At 66.0% G+C, this 15,155-nt stretch carries 18 protein-coding genes; 1 reads left to right on the top strand and 17 read right to left on the bottom strand.

Annotation, left to right across the window (positions count from 1 at the left end):
- Positions 1-11 precede the first annotated feature (11 nt).
- From fliQ to fliF, 12 genes are all read right to left on the bottom strand, one after another.
- Positions 12-281 carry a flagellar biosynthesis protein FliQ gene (gene fliQ, locus AC56LN_RS03525; protein ID WP_332532384.1) on the bottom strand — a complete coding sequence of 90 codons (270 nt, stop codon included), beginning with the start codon at positions 279-281 and terminating at the stop codon, positions 12-14.
- Positions 282-293: 12 nt separating this feature from the next.
- A complete protein-coding gene (gene fliP / locus AC56LN_RS03530; RefSeq protein WP_258835324.1) occupies positions 294-1,034 on the bottom strand; it encodes a flagellar type III secretion system pore protein FliP in 741 nt (246 codons plus the stop codon).
- Positions 1,024-1,707 carry a flagellar biosynthetic protein FliO gene (fliO, locus tag AC56LN_RS03535; RefSeq protein ID WP_499569969.1) on the bottom strand — a complete coding sequence of 228 codons (684 nt, stop codon included), beginning with the start codon at positions 1,705-1,707 and terminating at the stop codon, positions 1,024-1,026. Before fliO ends, fliP begins: the two co-directional genes overlap by 11 nt.
- On the bottom strand, positions 1,704-2,147 hold the full coding sequence (fliN, locus tag AC56LN_RS03540; RefSeq protein WP_499569970.1) for a flagellar motor switch protein FliN: 444 nt from the start codon (positions 2,145-2,147) through the stop codon (positions 1,704-1,706). Before fliN ends, fliO begins: the two co-directional genes overlap by 4 nt.
- 47 nt (positions 2,148-2,194) lie before the next feature.
- Positions 2,195-3,178, bottom strand: coding sequence for a flagellar motor switch protein FliM (fliM, locus tag AC56LN_RS03545; RefSeq protein WP_482899808.1), 984 nt, complete (start codon positions 3,176-3,178; stop codon positions 2,195-2,197).
- 12 nt (positions 3,179-3,190) lie between these two features.
- Positions 3,191-3,712: a flagellar basal body-associated protein FliL gene (gene fliL, locus AC56LN_RS03550; RefSeq protein ID WP_499569971.1), complete on the bottom strand. Its 522-nt coding sequence runs from the start codon at positions 3,710-3,712 to the stop codon at positions 3,191-3,193.
- Positions 3,713-3,911: 199 nt separating this feature from the next.
- Positions 3,912-5,210 carry a flagellar hook-length control protein FliK gene (locus AC56LN_RS03555; protein WP_499569972.1) on the bottom strand — a complete coding sequence of 433 codons (1,299 nt, stop codon included), beginning with the start codon at positions 5,208-5,210 and terminating at the stop codon, positions 3,912-3,914.
- 25 nt (positions 5,211-5,235) lie between these two features.
- Positions 5,236-5,679: a flagellar export protein FliJ gene (gene fliJ, locus AC56LN_RS03560; RefSeq protein ID WP_482899805.1), complete on the bottom strand. Its 444-nt coding sequence runs from the start codon at positions 5,677-5,679 to the stop codon at positions 5,236-5,238.
- Positions 5,680-5,719: 40 nt separating this feature from the next.
- On the bottom strand, positions 5,720-7,144 hold the full coding sequence (gene fliI, locus AC56LN_RS03565) for a flagellar protein export ATPase FliI (protein ID WP_499569973.1): 1,425 nt from the start codon (positions 7,142-7,144) through the stop codon (positions 5,720-5,722).
- Position 7,145: 1 nt separating this feature from the next.
- Positions 7,146-7,889, bottom strand: a complete 744-nt coding sequence (gene fliH, locus AC56LN_RS03570) for a flagellar assembly protein FliH (RefSeq protein WP_499569974.1) — start codon at positions 7,887-7,889, stop codon at positions 7,146-7,148.
- The gene (gene fliG / locus AC56LN_RS03575) at positions 7,889-8,893 is read right to left on the bottom strand and encodes a flagellar motor switch protein FliG (protein WP_482899802.1); all 1,005 of its coding nucleotides are present in this window, start codon (positions 8,891-8,893) and stop codon (positions 7,889-7,891) included. Before fliG ends, fliH begins: the two co-directional genes overlap by 1 nt.
- Complete coding sequence (fliF, locus tag AC56LN_RS03580) at positions 8,886-10,586, bottom strand: flagellar basal-body MS-ring/collar protein FliF (protein ID WP_499569976.1); 1,701 nt, start codon at positions 10,584-10,586, stop codon at positions 8,886-8,888. The genes fliG and fliF overlap by 8 nt, the downstream gene beginning before the upstream one ends.
- 187 nt (positions 10,587-10,773) lie before the next feature.
- Between fliF and fliE the strand changes: the two genes are divergently transcribed.
- Positions 10,774-11,148, top strand: a complete 375-nt coding sequence (gene fliE, locus AC56LN_RS03585; protein ID WP_499569977.1) for a flagellar hook-basal body complex protein FliE — start codon at positions 10,774-10,776, stop codon at positions 11,146-11,148.
- A gap of 6 nt (positions 11,149-11,154) precedes the next feature.
- On the opposite strand, the gene AC56LN_RS03590 is transcribed toward fliE, so the two are convergent.
- From AC56LN_RS03590 to pilM, 5 genes are read right to left on the bottom strand one after another with little or no spacing between them, the layout of a single operon-like run.
- Entirely contained in the window at positions 11,155-12,504 is a 1,350-nt protein-coding gene (locus tag AC56LN_RS03590; RefSeq protein WP_499569978.1) for a type II secretion system protein GspD, read from the bottom strand.
- On the bottom strand, positions 12,501-12,845 hold the full coding sequence (locus tag AC56LN_RS03595; protein ID WP_499569979.1) for a hypothetical protein: 345 nt from the start codon (positions 12,843-12,845) through the stop codon (positions 12,501-12,503). The genes AC56LN_RS03590 and AC56LN_RS03595 overlap by 4 nt, the downstream gene beginning before the upstream one ends.
- Complete coding sequence (locus AC56LN_RS03600) at positions 12,842-13,372, bottom strand: GspMb/PilO family protein (RefSeq protein ID WP_499569980.1); 531 nt, start codon at positions 13,370-13,372, stop codon at positions 12,842-12,844. The genes AC56LN_RS03595 and AC56LN_RS03600 overlap by 4 nt, the downstream gene beginning before the upstream one ends.
- Positions 13,369-14,037 carry a PilN domain-containing protein gene (locus AC56LN_RS03605; protein WP_499569981.1) on the bottom strand — a complete coding sequence of 223 codons (669 nt, stop codon included), beginning with the start codon at positions 14,035-14,037 and terminating at the stop codon, positions 13,369-13,371. Before AC56LN_RS03605 ends, AC56LN_RS03600 begins: the two co-directional genes overlap by 4 nt.
- Positions 14,030-15,154, bottom strand: a complete 1,125-nt coding sequence (gene pilM, locus AC56LN_RS03610; RefSeq protein WP_499569982.1) for a pilus assembly protein PilM — start codon at positions 15,152-15,154, stop codon at positions 14,030-14,032. The genes AC56LN_RS03605 and pilM overlap by 8 nt, the downstream gene beginning before the upstream one ends.
- Position 15,155: the final 1 nt, after the last annotated feature.

Below are 15,155 nucleotides of genomic sequence, written 5' to 3' on the forward strand. Positions count from 1 at the left end.
GCACGCGGGCCTTAACCGATCAGGCCGGGAATACCCGTGAACACCTGGCGCATGTAATCCAGCATCACCGACAGCATCCACGGCCCGGCCACCACCAGCGTGACGAACACGCCGACCAGCTTCGGGATGAACGACAGCGTGGCCTCGTTGATCTGGGTCGCGGCCTGGAAAATACTGATGACCAGGCCGACGATCAGCGCCACCAGCAACAGCGGGGCCGACACCATCAGGGTCACTTCCATGGCCGTGCGGCCCATCGTCATCACGCTCTCGGGAGTCATCGCGCGGGCCCTCTAGTAGAAGCTCTGGGACAGCGAGCCCAGCAGAAGTTGCCAGCCGTCGACCAGCACGAACAGCATCAGCTTGAACGGCAGCGCGATGACGGCCGGCGACATCATCATCATGCCCATCGCCATCAGGACCGAGGCGACCACCATGTCGATGATCAAGAACGGGATGAAGATCGCAAAGCCGATCTGGAATGCCGTCTTGAGTTCACTCGTGACGAACGCGGGAATCAGGACGCGCAGCGGAATGTCTTCGGGGCCCTGCAGCGCCGGCGACCGCGAAATCTTGACGAACAGCGCCAGGTCGGATTCGCGCGTCTGCTTGATCATGAATTCCTTGAGCGGCACGGCGCCCCGGTTCATGGCCTCGGTCATCTGGATCTGATTGTTCTGCAGCGGCAGGTACGCTTCGCTGTAGATGCGGTCGAAGGTCGGCCCCATCACGAAGAACGTCAGGAACAATGCCAGCCCGACCATGACCTGGTTCGGCGGCGCAGTCTGCGTGCCGAGCGCCTGGCGCAGCAGCGAGAGCACGATGATGATGCGCGTGAAACTCGTCATCATCAGGAGCGCAGCAGGCAGGAAGGTAAGCGAGGTCAGCAGCAGCAGTGTCTGCACCGGCAGCGAATATGCGGTGCCGCCGTTGGCCGCCGGGCTGCTCTGGAATGCCGGGATGCCGGGCTGGGCCGCTGCGATCAGCGGCAGCAGGGCCAGGCCAGCGGCCAGCCACAGGTGTTTATGACGCATTGCGTTTGTCCATCGTGTTCTTGAGCCAGTCGGCGAAGCGCGTGGCCGGCATGCTGCCTGGCGCGGCGCCCGTGCCCGAGCCCAGGTCGACGTCCTGGCGCGGCATCGTGTGCAGCGCATTGACGCGCCCCGGTGCGGCGCCGACGACGATCCACTGGTCGCCCACCTCCACCACCATGATGCGTTCGCGCCCGCCAAGATTCAGTGCGCCGACCACGCGCAGGTTGGCCAGCCCGCCGCCCGGCTTGGGGCCGTAGCGCTTGAGCAGCCAGGCCAGGCCGATCAACAGGCCCAGCACGAGCAGCAGCGCGAAAATCGTTTGCAGCAGGCCCGCCGCGCCGGGGCCGTTCGACGCCGGCAGCGCGACCTGCGGCGCCGGGCGCATCGGGGCGATGGCAGGGGCAGTGGTCGTCGTGGATGGCGCCGGCGTCACCACGGTGCTCGCAGGGACGGCAGGCTCGGCAGGTACGACAGCATCGCCCGGCAGCGCGGCAACGGGCGGTGCAGTGACGGTGGGCACGGTGGCTGGTGCCGGCACGGCGGGCGTGGCCGGCCGGCCCGTGGTGGTGTCGGTTGTCGGCGCTGCTGGCTGGGCCAGCGCGAGGGGCGCCGCCAACAGCAGCAGCGCCGCAATGGTCGTGAAATGGCTGGCGGCGACGCGGGGTGCGATCATTTATTGAGTTTGCGAATCCGCTCGGACGGCGTGATGATGTCGGTAAGCCGGATGCCGAACTTGTCGTTTACGACCACCACCTCGCCCTGGGCGATCAGGCAGCCATTGACCAGCACGTCCATCGGTTCACCCGCCAGGCCGTCGAGCTCGACCACCGAACCCTGCGCCAGTTGCAGCAGGTTCTTGATGGCGATCTTGGTGCGGCCCAGTTCGACCGTCAGTTGCACCGGGATGTCGAGGATGAAGTCGATATCGTTCGGCGTTTCGTTGCGCGCGCCCTTGTTCGAAAAATCCTTGAACACGGCTGCAGCGGCCACCGGCGCGGCGGCTGCGGTGGACGTCTGGCGTTCGAGCGCTGCGGCTTCGGCCGCGGCCTGTTCGGCAATAGCGGCGCCCCAATCGTCGTCGATGTGTTCCTGGTCTTCCTGATTGTCGGACATGGTGTTCTCCTGTGCGGCGGGCGCTGCGCGCCTCGCCAATATACCGATTACTTGTTGAATGTGTCGCTGTTGGCGAGCAGCTTCTCGACCTTCAGCGCATATTGTCCGCTGAAGACGCCGTAGCTGCAGTCCATCACGGGCACGCCATCGACGGTGGCCTGCACCATCTCGGGCACCACGATCGGGATCACGTCGCCGATTTTCATGTTGAGGATTTCATCGAAATTGGCCTTGCCGTGGCCCAGCACCGCGACCAGTTCGACTTCGGCGACCTGGATCTGCTGCGTCATCAGGCGCACCCAGCGCTTGTCGACTTCGAGTGCCTCACCCTGCAGGCTCGAGGTCAGTGCATCGCGGATCGGTTCGATCATCGAATACGGCATGCAGAAGTGGATCTGGCCCGACACCGAGCCCAGCTCGACCGTGAAGGTGCACGACACCACCACTTCGTTCGGCGTGGCGATGTTGGCGAACTGCGTGTTCATCTCGGAACGGATGAACTCGAACTCGACCGGGAACACCGGCTCCCACGACTTGGCGTAGGCCTCGAACACGATATCGAGGATCCGCATGATGATGCGCTGCTCGGTCTGGGTAAAGTCGCGGCCCTCGACGCGGGTATGAAAGCGCCCGTCGCCACCGAACAGGTTGTCCACCAGCAAGAACACGAGGCCTGGATCGAGCACCATCAGCGCCGTGCCGCGCAGCGGCTTCATGTGCACCAGGTTCAGGTTGGTCGGAACGACCAGATTGCGGATGAATTCGCTGTACTTCGATACCCGCACCGAGCCGACCGACACTTCGGCGCTGCGGCGCAGGAAGTTGAACAACCCAATCCGCAAGTACCTGGCGAAGCGCTCGTTGATGATCTCGAGCGTCGGCATGCGGCCGCGCACGATGCGCTCCTGCGTTGCCAGGTTGTAGGTGCGGACCCCCGAGGTGTCTTCAGGCGCCGAGATGTCGTCCTGATCGCCGTTGACCCCTTTTAAGAGGGCATCGACTTCTTCCTGGGAGAGGAAATTATCGGCCATGTTTGTCTGGATTTACTGGATGATGAACGAGGTGAATAATACGTCGGACACTTCCTGTTCGTCGCCATCTTTCTCGAAGGGCTCGGTAGTGGCGGTCCGGATCTCGGTCGCGAGCTGCTGCTTGCCCTCGACGGTGCTGATCTCGGATGCCTTTTTACTCGACAGCAGCAACAGCATGCGGTTGCGCACGATCGCCATATTGTCCTTGACCAGCGTGGCCTGCTCGGGGCCTGCCACCTGCAGCGTGAACTGGACTTGCAAATACTGTTCGCCGTTTTCCGGTTGCAGGTTCACGGTGAACGATTCGATCGGCACGTATTCGGGTTTGGCATCCGGGTTCTTCTTTTTCTTTTTCTTGGTTTCCTTGGCCGGTGCGTCTTCTTCTTCGCCATGGGCGGCCGCGCCCTGCGTGAAGTACCAGCCCGCACCCGCGCCTGCGCCCAGCACCAGCACGGCGGCGAGGATCATGATGATCAGCTTTTTCTTCGAGCCGGAAGGTGCTGCTGCGGTGTCCGCTTTCGGATCAGCTTTCATTTTCGGATTCGCTTTCAAGTTGTGTCTTTGCCGCTGGTTGGTGAGGGTTCGTCATTATGGCATTGTCGCGGAAAGATGCGTCCCGGCAAGCCTCGAAAAGAGGGGAGAAGGCGTGGTAATCCGTGTGATTGTTGCTGAGGTGCGATGACTGAATGGAAAAGGGCGGCCACGTGGCCGCCCCCTTGATGCCAGAGCGGCATCAGGCAAACAGATCGACCATCCCGCGGTCGCCAATCGACACGGTGCGCGTGCGCGGCGCGACCTCGTTCACGGCCGGTGCAGCGTCCTGGCCATCGCCCGTCAGGCCACCGGCGCCGCCCTGGCCGCCCTGGGCCCGGCGGTCGCTGTCCTGCTGTTGCTGGCGCTGGTCGGGCACGTTGGCGTCGACCGTGGCGTTGCCCAGTGCGATGCCGCTTTCGCTCATCATCTCGCGCAGGCGCGGCAGGGCGTTTTCAAGCGCCTGGCGCACGTCGAGCTGGTCGGACGAGAAGGCGACCGTGGCCTGGTCGTTGGTCACGTTCAGCACGATCTGCACCGGTCCCAGGTCAGGCGGATTCAGCGTGAGCGTGGCGGCTTGTTCCTTGCCGACCATGTACACGATGCGCTGGCTGACCTGGTTGTCCCAGGCCTGGGTGCCCAGGCGCGCCGGGATGCGGTCGCCCGGCATGGCCGGATTGCCCGTTGCATCGACCTTGCCTGCCTGCGCCTGCAGTGCGGCCAGCGGGGCCGGAGCTTCTTCGGCCACCGGCAGCTGCTGTTGCTGGGTGTCGCGCAGCTGGGCCTGGAACTGGCCGACGTCCTGCTCGCCCTGCGGCAGCGCGGTGCCGGGCGCCTGCGTCGTGCGCAGTTCGGCGGGTGCCTGCTGCACGCCGCTGGCCAGTGCCTGGCCCTTGCCGCCGGCGCTGGCATCCGTGTCGTCGGTAGCGCCGGTGGTCATGGCCTTCAGATTGTCGAGCGCCGTGTCGAGCGCCGTCAGTTGTGCGTCGGCTTCCGTGGCGGCGCCGGTTGCCGCAGCCTCCGTGGTCACGACCGTGGCGGTGCTGGCCGGCTGGGTCAGGCTGGCCATGAAGGCGAGCATGTCGGTCACTGGCGTGGTGGCTGCAGCAGCGGCCGCGGCGGCTTCTGCGGCGGCTGCATCCTCGGCGTCGCTGGCCGCGTCTGCCGTGTTGCTGGTGGCCGCCTGTGTGGACTTGGCGTCGCCATCGTGCATCGGCGGGCGGATGCTCGACCGGGTCGGGCCGTCGCGCACCGGCTCGCGGGTGGCCGGCTTGTCGGCGGTGGCCGGCTTTGGTCCCTGCGCCGGTTTCGGTTGCGCCGCCGGTTGCGGCGCCGGCGCGGCCGGCTGGCGCGTAGCCATTTCGCGGTTCAGCGTGGCACTGAATCCGCCAGTACCGCCGCTGCGTGCTGCGTCGGCCAGGCGATCCGGCGTGGCCGGGCGCTGCGTCATTGCGCTGGCGCCGGTGACCTGGAACGGTAGGGGATTGGTCTGCATCGTCATGGTGGGCTCGAAGTTCGACGTGGGTTCAGCGTTGTTTGTAACGGGCGCCACGGGCTGCGTGGTCATCCATCTGTTTCTGGTCGCGTTTGTTCTCGACCTTGAGTGCTTCGCTTGCCGCGCGTTCATTCAGCGTTCGGTAGGACAGGCGCTTGCGCTCGCTGTCCTGCCAGGTCGTGCGCTCGAACGTCGCCTTGTTCTGTGCATGTTTGAGTACGTCGCGCTGGCCACTCAGTGCGTGATCCAGCTTGCCGATGAAGGCAACGAAGTTGTGGTACGCGAACGGCGTGATGCCGTCCATCTGGGCGGCGTCGAGCTTGCGCGCGTACTCGTCGCGGTAACCGACCAGCATGGCCAGCTTCTGCTCGGCATCCTCGACCAGTTTCAGGGCCGCACCGAGCCGCTTGGCGGCCGCGTCGGAATCGCGTTGCGCCAGGTCGATCAGTGTTTCAAGAGCGGAAGCTTGTGCCATGGTGAATTACATTCTACCGGCATGACATTGCCCGCAATCACTAGAATAGCGTGGTCAATCGCCCCAAGCTCTCGGGAAGCGAGGCGTTGTCGTGGATTTCCTGGCACAGGAATTCCTCGATCTCGGTATTCTTGGCAATCGCCTGGTCGAGCACCGGATCGCTGCCAGCCGCGTAGGCGCCCACGCTGATCAGGTCGCGCGAGCGCTGGTAGCGCGAGTACAGCTGCTTGAGCTTGCGCGCCGCCAGCTGGTGCTCGTGCGTGGTGATCGAGTGCATGGCGCGCGAGATCGATTGTTCGATGTCGATCGCCGGATAGTGGCCGGCTTCGGCCAGGTGGCGGTTGAGCACGATGTGGCCGTCGAGAATACCGCGCGCCGCATCGGCGATCGGATCCTGCTGGTCATCGCCCTCGGACAGCACGGTATAAAACGCCGTGATCGAGCCGCCGCCTTCCAGGCCGTTGCCGGCCCGTTCCACCAGCACCGGCAGCTTGGCGAACACCGATGGCGGATAGCCCTTGGTTGCCGGTGGCTCGCCGATCGCCAGCGCGATTTCGCGCTGCGCCATTGCGTAGCGGGTCAGCGAATCCATGATCAGCATGACGTTCTTTCCCTGGTCGCGGAAGTATTCGGCAATGGCGGTGGCGTAGGCCGCGCCCTGCAGGCGCAGCAGCGGCGGCGAGTCGGCCGGCGCGGCGACCACGACCGAGCGCGCGCGGCCTTCCGGCCCCAGAATCTGGTCGATGAATTCCTTGACCTCGCGGCCCCGTTCGCCGATCAGGCCGACCACGATGATTTCGGCCTCGGTGTAACGCGCGATCATGCCGAGCAGGACCGATTTACCGACACCGGTACCGGCAAACAGGCCCAGGCGCTGGCCACGGCCGACCGTCAGCATCGAATTGATGGCGCGCACGCCGACGTCGAGCGTGTCCTTGATCGGCGCGCGGTCGAGCGGATTCACGGGGCGTGCGTTCAGCGGCGCCATGTCGGACGTGCCGAGCGGGCCCAGGCCATCGAGCGGCCGGCCGGCGCCATCGACGACGCGGCCCAGCAGCTGGATGCCCACCGGCAGGTGGCGTGCGCGGTCCTGCGGCCGGCGCCGTCCATGCGGCACGCTGCCCGGTGGCGGCAGCACGCTTTCGACAGGGAACACGCGCGAGCCGGGCACGACGCCTTCGGTATCGCTTTGCGGCATCAAAAACAGGCGCTCGCCTTCGAAACCGACGACTTCGGCCTCGATCTGACCACTGGCGGTGGGGATCGTGCAGGCTGCGCCCACGGCCAGGCGCAGGCCGACGCACTCCATGACCAGGCCCGCCACGCGCGTGACGCGCCCCGAAATCTGCAGCGGCTCGGCAAAGCTGACGAGCGTGTCGCAATCGCGGATATACGCTTTCCAGCGCGCCGTGTGGCGGTCGTGCGACGTCACCTGGGGCGGGTGCGGGGCGGTGTGGTCGTCCATATCAGGGGCTCAGCCAGTCGACGTTGGCGGCCAGCGCATGGGTCAGGCGTTGCCAGCGGGCTTCTACCTGGGCATCGATCTGGTTGCTGGCGGTCTCGACGCGGCAACCGCCGCGCGCGATCGCTGCGTTCTCGATGATGCGCCAGCCGCCGGTGGCCAGTTCTTCGGCCATGCCGTGGCGCACGAGTTCGGCATCGAGCGGATTGAGCGTCAGTAGGGCAGGCTGCTGCAGGATCGGCAACTGGTTGATGGCGTCGCGCACCACCGACATGATCAGTTCGGGGCGCACGTCCAGGCCGGTGCGCACCATGCCGCGCGCCAGGCGCAGGGCCAGATCGAGCACGTCTTTCGCGATCGTCTCGTCCGCCTGCGCCACGGCGTCGCCGAAGCTGGCGGCGACCGTCCGCAATTGATCGAGCTCTTGCCTGGCGGCTTCTTCGCCCTCGGCGCTGCCAGCAGCATAGCCTTCGGCGTGCCCTGCGGCGTGGCCTTCGGTATGCCCCTGCGCGCGGCCTTCGTCCAGGCCCTGCTGGAAACCTTCCTGGCGCGCCGCTTCGCGCATCGCTTCGAGTTCTTCGACGCTGGGCAGCATGACGTTCGGCGGCAGGTCGAGGCCGTTGATGGACACGCCCGCCGGTGGTGATGCTTCAGCGGCGCGCCGTGCAAGCGTGCTGGGGCGCTCGTCGCCAAACGAGGCCATCTCCCAGCGCTGGTAGGCGCTCTGCTGTTCTTTTGGTATTGCCATCAGACGAACGAATCCTCTCCTTTACCACCCAGGACGATCTGGCCTTCATCGGACAGCCGCCGCACGATCTGCAGAATCTGCTTCTGCTGGGATTCCACTTCAGACAAGCGTACCGGACCTTTCGACTCCAGGTCTTCGCGCATCATTTCGCTGGCACGCTGCGACATATTCTTGAACACTTTCTCGCGCAGATCCTGCGACGCGCCCTTGAGCGCGATGATCAGCATGTCGGACTGTACTTCACGCAGCAGCAACTGGATACCACGATCGTCGATATCGATAATATTGTCGAACACGAACATCTCGTCCATGATCTTTTGCGCCATGTCGTTGTCGTAGTTCTTGATGTTGTCCATCACGGCCGATTCCTGCTCGCCGCTCATGAAGTTCAAGATCTCGGCCGCCGTGCGCACGCCACCCAGCGACGACTTCTTGATGTGCTCGTTGCCCGACAACAGCTTGGTCAGCACGTCGTTCAGTTCGCGCAGCGCCGCCGGCTGCACGCCGTCGAGTGTCGCAATGCGCAGCACCACGTCGTTGCGCAACCGTTCGGTAAAGTTTGCCAGAATTTCACAGGCCTGGTCGCGCTCGAGGTGGACCAGGATCGTGGCGATGATCTGCGGGTGTTCGTTGCGGATGAGTTCGGCAACCGACACCGAGTCCATCCACTTCAGGCTCTCGATGCCCGACGCGTCCTTGCCGCCGAGAATACGGTTGAGCAGCACGGCCGCCTTGTCGTCGCCCAGCGCCTTGGTCAGCACCTGGCGGATGTATTCGTCCGAATCCAGGCCCACGGTCGAGTGCAGATTGGTCTCGGTGACGAAGTCTTCGAGCACCGTCACCACCTGGTCATGTTGCACCGCCTTCATCTGCGCCATCGCGGCGCCCAGCTTGAGCACCTCGCGCGGACCGAGGAACTTCATCACCTCGGCCGCTTCGGCTTCGCCCAGGGCCAGCATCAGGATGGCGGCCTTGTTGGTATTGTCTTTGTCTTTATCACTCATTTGAACCCAACCATCCCTTGATTACGTTGGCGACGATGCGCGGATCCTTGTTTGCCAGCTCCTGCGCCATTTTCAGGTTGGCGCGGTAGCCCATGTCCTGGCGTATCTTTTCTTCTTCCTTGATCGCTTCTTCGGCCGGCGTGTCGGCGACTTCTTCTTCGGCGTCCTCGTCCTTTTCTTCGTCCTTCGGCTCTTCCGGCACGGCGGTGGCTTCGTCGAACTTCTTGATGGCCGGGCGCAGCAGCGGACGCAGGAAGCGGAAGTACAGGAACGCGATCACGGCAGCGACAAACGCATAGCGGGCCAGGTCCTTGAACAGCGGGAAGTTCGCCGGATCGCTCCACCAGGTCGGTTCTACCACTGCCTCGGCCGGTTTGTCCACGCCGTCGAATGGCGCGTTGGTCACGTTCAGCGTATCGCCGCGTGCCTGGTTGTAGCCCATCGCCTGCTTGACCAGCTCATTGATCTGGGCCACTTCGGCTGCCGCCAGCGGACGCACGGTGACCTTGCCGGTGGCCGGGTCGACGATGCGGCGGTGATTCACGACCACGCCGACCGTCAGGCGCTTGATGCCGCCCATCGGACGCTGCTCGTAGCGGATGGTCTTGTCGACTTCATAATTCGTGGTCGAGTTCTTGCTGGTCGGGGCAGTCGGCTGGGCGGCTTCGGCCGGCGGCGCACCCTGGATCGGCGCCGTGTTCACGCCCGGCGGCTGGTTCGACAGCGCGCCCGGCACGCCGGAGGCAGCAGTGCCCGCGCCGACGACTTCCGAACTTTGCGTGCTGCGGATCGCCTGCGGTTCCGGCGGCGAATTCGGCTTGTACATTTCGGCGGCGGTATCGACCTGGGCGAAGTCCACTTCAGCGGTCGCTTCGGCGCGCACATTGCCTTCGCCGACGAGCGGCTTGATGATCGACTCGACCTGCTTGATGATGTTCTGCTGGACCTGGTCGACGTACTTGAGCTGGGTCGGATCGAGCGACTTGCCGCCCGCGCCCTTGTTGCTGGTATCCGACAACAGCGCGCCGTTCTGGTCGACGACGGTGACGTTGCCGGTGGTGAGTTCCGGCACGCTCGACGCGACCAGATGGACGATGGCGCTGACCTGGCCCGGATCGAGCGCGCGGCCCGGCTGCAGGTTCAGCAGCACGGACGCGGTCGGCTTTTGCTGGTCGCGCACGAAGACGGACGGTTTCGGCAGCGCCAGGTGGACGCGCGCCGCGGCGACCGAGCCCAGCGACTGGATCGAACGCGCCAGCTCGCCTTCGAGCGAGCGCTGGTAATTGACCTGTTCCAGGAACTGCGAGACGCCCAGCTTTTGATTCTCCATCAGCTCGAAGCCGACATTGCCGCCTTTCGGCAAGCCCTGGGCCGCGAGCTTCAGGCGCAGGTCGTGGATGTGCTCGGCCGGCACGAGGATCGCGTTGCCGCCTTCCGAAAACTTGTACTGCACACCCATCTGGTCGAGCGACGCGGTAATCGCGCCGCCGTCACGGTCGCTGTAATTGGCGAACAGGACCCGGTATTCCGGCGCCTGGCTCCACATCCAGACCGCAATCATCAGTGCCAGGATGAGCGCGACGCCACCGCCCGCAGCGACCCGCTTGCCCATCGTCGTCTGGAAAAACGACGGGGTAGCGGGGGCCGGCGTGCCTGGTGGCGTGTCGATAAGGTTTTCAGCAGTTGCTGCCATGGTGGAGGGGCCTGGTCAAAATGGGTGGAATAGTCAGCATTATGGAGCCACCAGGCAACATTCAAACCCCGAAATAGCGGGCGTTTACGGGCCTGATTCGCCCGTCGGATTTGCTGCTGCGCTGCTATTCTGCTTTCCTGAGTGCATTTGTGGATGCGTCTGCAAGGCGATAACAGCGGAGGGCAAGATGAGTATTGGCGGCATCGGCGGGATTGATACAAGCCGGATCCAGGCCATGATGGAGCAGCTCAAGGCGGCAGCGACCAAGGCGTCGGCGGCGCCCGAGGCAGCCAGTGGCCTGGGTGGCGCGAGCGCGATCGGCGGCAAACCGACGGTCAAGCTCGATTTTGCAGAAGCCCTGCACAGTACGCTGCAGGGCGTGAGCGACCGTTCGGCCGAGGCGCAAGCCCTGAGCAAGCGGTTCACGATGGGCGACGACACAGTCAGCCTGTCGGACACGATGGTGGCGATGCAGAAGTCCAGCATCGCGTTCCAGGCGACTGTGCAGGTTCGCAACAAGATGATGTCCGCGTATCAGGACATCATGAACATGCAGGTGTAGTTGGCCCTAGCGGTCGAGCGTATCGAGCTTGCGGTCGAGCACGTCGCCACGCGTGCGCATGGTCTGCTCGGCCTGTTGCAGCGTGCGTTCGGTGACGCCATCGATGGCCGGGCCGCTCGCCGGCACGATGCGCGGCGTAATCACGACAATCGTCTCGGTGGCTGCGCCACCGTCGTCGGTGCTGCCAAAGGCGCCGCCAATCACCGGAATATCCGACAACAGCGGGATGCCCAGGCGCCGGTAGGTGCGGCTGCGCTTGATCAGGCCGCCGATCAGCACCGGTTGCCCGTCGCTGGCCACCAGCTGCGTGTTCACTTCGGTGGTCTTCTTCGAGGGAATACCGGCCGATACCGAGCCCGAGCTCACTTCAGGCCGGATCTTCATCATGATGCGGCCGTCGGCATCGACCGACGGCGTCACGCGCAGGATCACGCCGGTGTCCAGGAACTCGATCGACTCGGAGGTGACGTTGTTGATCGTCGTCGTCAGGCGGTAGCCCAGCTGGTCGCCGACATTCGTGCTCGCTTCCTGGTCTTCGAGGGCAAGCAGGCGCGGCGTTGCCAGTGTGTGAACGCGGCCCTTGTTGCTCAGCGCGCTCAGGTACGCCTCGATATTCCCATTGACCAGGTTCAGGAAAAAGCGCGGGCCGGCGCGCGTGGCAAAGCCGGTCGTGCCCACCGTGTCGGGGCCGTCCCCGCTGAACACGCGTGACCAGTCGACGCCGAAATTCTCGTTCTGGTCGAGCGTGATTTCCAGGATCTTCGCTTCGATCAGGATCTGTTGCGGCGCGCGGTCGATTTCGCGCAGCACCAGTGCGGCACGCTCCAGGCCCGCCGCGGTCGCTTCGACGACGAGCGTCTTGGTCTGGTCTAGCACGGTTACCGTGCCGGGCACGCCGATCTGGCGCGCCAGGATGGCGCCCACCTTGGTCACGTCGGCGTAGCGCACCTTCATGGCCTTGACCTGCAGGATGGCGCTGCGCTCCGGGAGCCCCGTCTTCGGGTCCGAGATCAGGAAGCCGCCTGCGCGTTCCGTCACCGCATAACCGCCCGCTTCGGCGATCGCCTCGATCGCCTCGCGCACCGTCATGTCGTACAGGTTGATCGAAACGTTGCCGCCAACCCCCTTGCCGAGCACGATATTGATGCGCGCGCTGCGCGCAATCATGTTGAACAATTCCTCGATGGGCGTGTCGCGGAACGTATACGACATCGTCACCGGGGCCAGCGGTACCGGTGCGGCGGCCGTGCTCTTGACCGCCACGGCCGGCGCGGCAGTGTTCGCGGCTGCGGCCGCGGGCAGTGCGAGCGACGCCCAGGCTGCGCACAGGGCGACCAGCAGATAGCGCGGCGTCATTGGGTGTCCTTGTCCTGCATGGTCAGCAGGTGCTGGTTGCCGGCATGCGCCAGCAGCACGCCGCGCGCATCGATGCGCAGCACCGTGTAGCCGGCGACGCGCTCGCCGGTGGCCACGACATTGCCGTCGAGATTGGCCAGCGAGTGCGCGCCATTGAGCACCACGGCGCGCAGGCGTGGCGGCGTGGCCGGCACGGGGGCAATAGCGGTGCCGGCCAGCGGCGCGCTGGCCGGCAGCCGGCTGACGAACGGATCGCGCAGGTTGCGGGGAGGGTTGGCCAGCACGCTGGCTGCCATGCCGGCCAGGACCAGCGCCAGCGTCGGCATCAAGAGGTGTTTCATGGTGGTGTTCCAGTGTCGTAGATGACAAGCTGCAGGGTGATTGCGCGGTCGTCGGTATCGGGGGAGGCTTCCACGGTCAGGCGTTGCAAGCCGACAGTCGGCTGTTGCCGTTCGATCGCGGCGAGCCAGTCCAGCATGGCGGTGTACCCGCCGCTGGCCACGATCTCGACCGTGAGCAGGCGCACGCCCCCCACGGTGCGCTGCGCGCCCTGTGCCGCCGACAGCACGGCCACGCCGGATTGCGTGGCGCTGCGGCTGACCGCTGCAATGAGGGCCACCGGCTCCGGCGGCGCGGCCGCTGGCGTGATGGCAGGGGCGGGCGCCGACGGCGACAGGGCGACAGGCGCGGTTGCGCCTGACGCTTCCATCGCGGCCAGCGCGCTCTTGTGCTGCCGGTAGGCGGCCAGGGGCGCGCGCAGGGCCAGCGTCCATGCCAGCATCAGCACGATGACGACTGCGCCGCCCACGATCAGATTGAGCTGGCGCGCGGGCAGGGCGACGAGCAGGTCGCGCAGTTTCGGGCTCATGGCGCCTCCGGCGGCGGGACCAGCGTGACCACGGCGCGAAAATCGATTGCCGGCGTGGTCGGACTGGCGCTGCTCGAGAGCAGCTCGACGCCGTGCATGCCCGGCGTGCGCCCCAGGTTCGACAGGAAATCGGTGATGCCGTTGTAATCCGCAGCCTGGCCGGCCAGTTCGACGCTGCTGACCATGACCAGCGTGCTGCCGTCGGCGTTGCCGGTGGCGATCGTTGTCGCGCGGCCGTCTGGCACCGGGGCAGGCGCCGGTGCCGGCGCCGGTGCCGGGGCGTTGGCCGGCGCCAGTTGCAGGTCGCGTTGCAGGGTGACGGCGGTCAGCCAGGCCGTCTCGGGCAGCGCGGTGTCGATGGCGTTGGCCAGCATGGCCAGTTCGCCTTCGCGCCGCAGTGCGCGCAGCAGGCCCTGCTGTTGCAACACGCGCTCGCGCGCCGCGTGTTCGGTCGCTGCCTGCGCCTGGCTGGCGGTGGCTGCGCTGGCGGCCTGCTGCAGCGTGGCCGTGCGGCGCTCCAGCGCGGCGCTCTGCCAGCGCAGCGCGGCGCTGCCTGCCGCCGCAGCCACGACGATTGCCGCCAGCGCCAGGCCGGCGCGGCGCAGGGTGCGGCGCACGCGCACGCCGTCGCGGTAGCTGCGCGGGATCATGTCGATATCAGCCATCGGCGCCTCCGCGCAGCGCCAGGCCGGTGGCCAGCGCGAGCGACGTCGTCGCCTGTTCGCCTGCCGTAGTACATCCTGTATCGCGGGCTGAATCGGGGAACGCACCGAACGGATCGAGCAGGTGCACCGGCACGTCGATCAGCTCGCCGATCCGTGACTGGATATCGGGGTAGCGCGCCAGGCTGCCATTGAGGTACAGGCGGCTGATCGAGCTGCCGCGCGTGCGCGAGGCCACGTACACCTGCGTGTGGGCCAGTTCGTCGGCCAGTGCCTGGCAGGCCGGGTGCAGGATGGCGCGGATCGCGCGTCGCAGCTCGATGTGCGGGTCGTCGATCGCCATGCCCGGGCGCGCCCCGATGCCATGCTGGCGCAGGAGGCTCGCGGCCGTATCGGCTTGCAGGTCGAGCGCGCCGGCGACGGCCCCCGCCAGCATGTCTTCGCCAAACGCGATCTCGCGATCCAGCATCAGGCGTCGGCCCCAGATCACGGTCAGGTAACTTTTGGCAGCGCCGAAATTGAGCAGCGCGACCGACTGGCCGACATCGCTGCCGTGCAGCGTGGCGAGCAGGCGCCCGATGGCGGCCGGGCCGATGTCGAGCGCGACCGGTTCAAGGCGCGCGTGTTCCAGCATCGTCAGGTAATCGAGTACCCGGTGCTTGAGCGCGGCGGCGACCAGCACCTGCCGCTCGCCGCCATCCATGTCGGCGCCGCGCACCTGGTAATAATCGATGACGTGCTGGCCAGCGCGCTCGCCCAGTTGCTCGCTCACCGCGCGGCCCACGGCCTGCGCCTCGGTCTGGCCGGCGGCGACATGCACGGTGAGCGGCAGGATGCGTACGTCGGCCGGGGGCAGCGCCGAAATCACGCGGCGGCCCTGGAACGGCGCCTGCGCCAGCGCGGCATCGACGAACTGCAGCAGCGCCTTCGGCGAGGCCAGCAGCACGTCGCGCGGCATCGGATAGGGCAGCGAACTGGCGGCGCGCAAGCGCCAGCCGCCATCGCGCCAGTCGGCCTGCACCAGGTTGAGCCGGTTGGCGGCGAAGTCGGCGCCGATCGGCCGCGCTACGGATGGCCGCAGACGGCGCTGGATGGTCGTCACGAGTTGGCGCAGTGTCATG

It is taken from the genome of Telluria sp. ZT3P26, assembly GCF_059686035.1.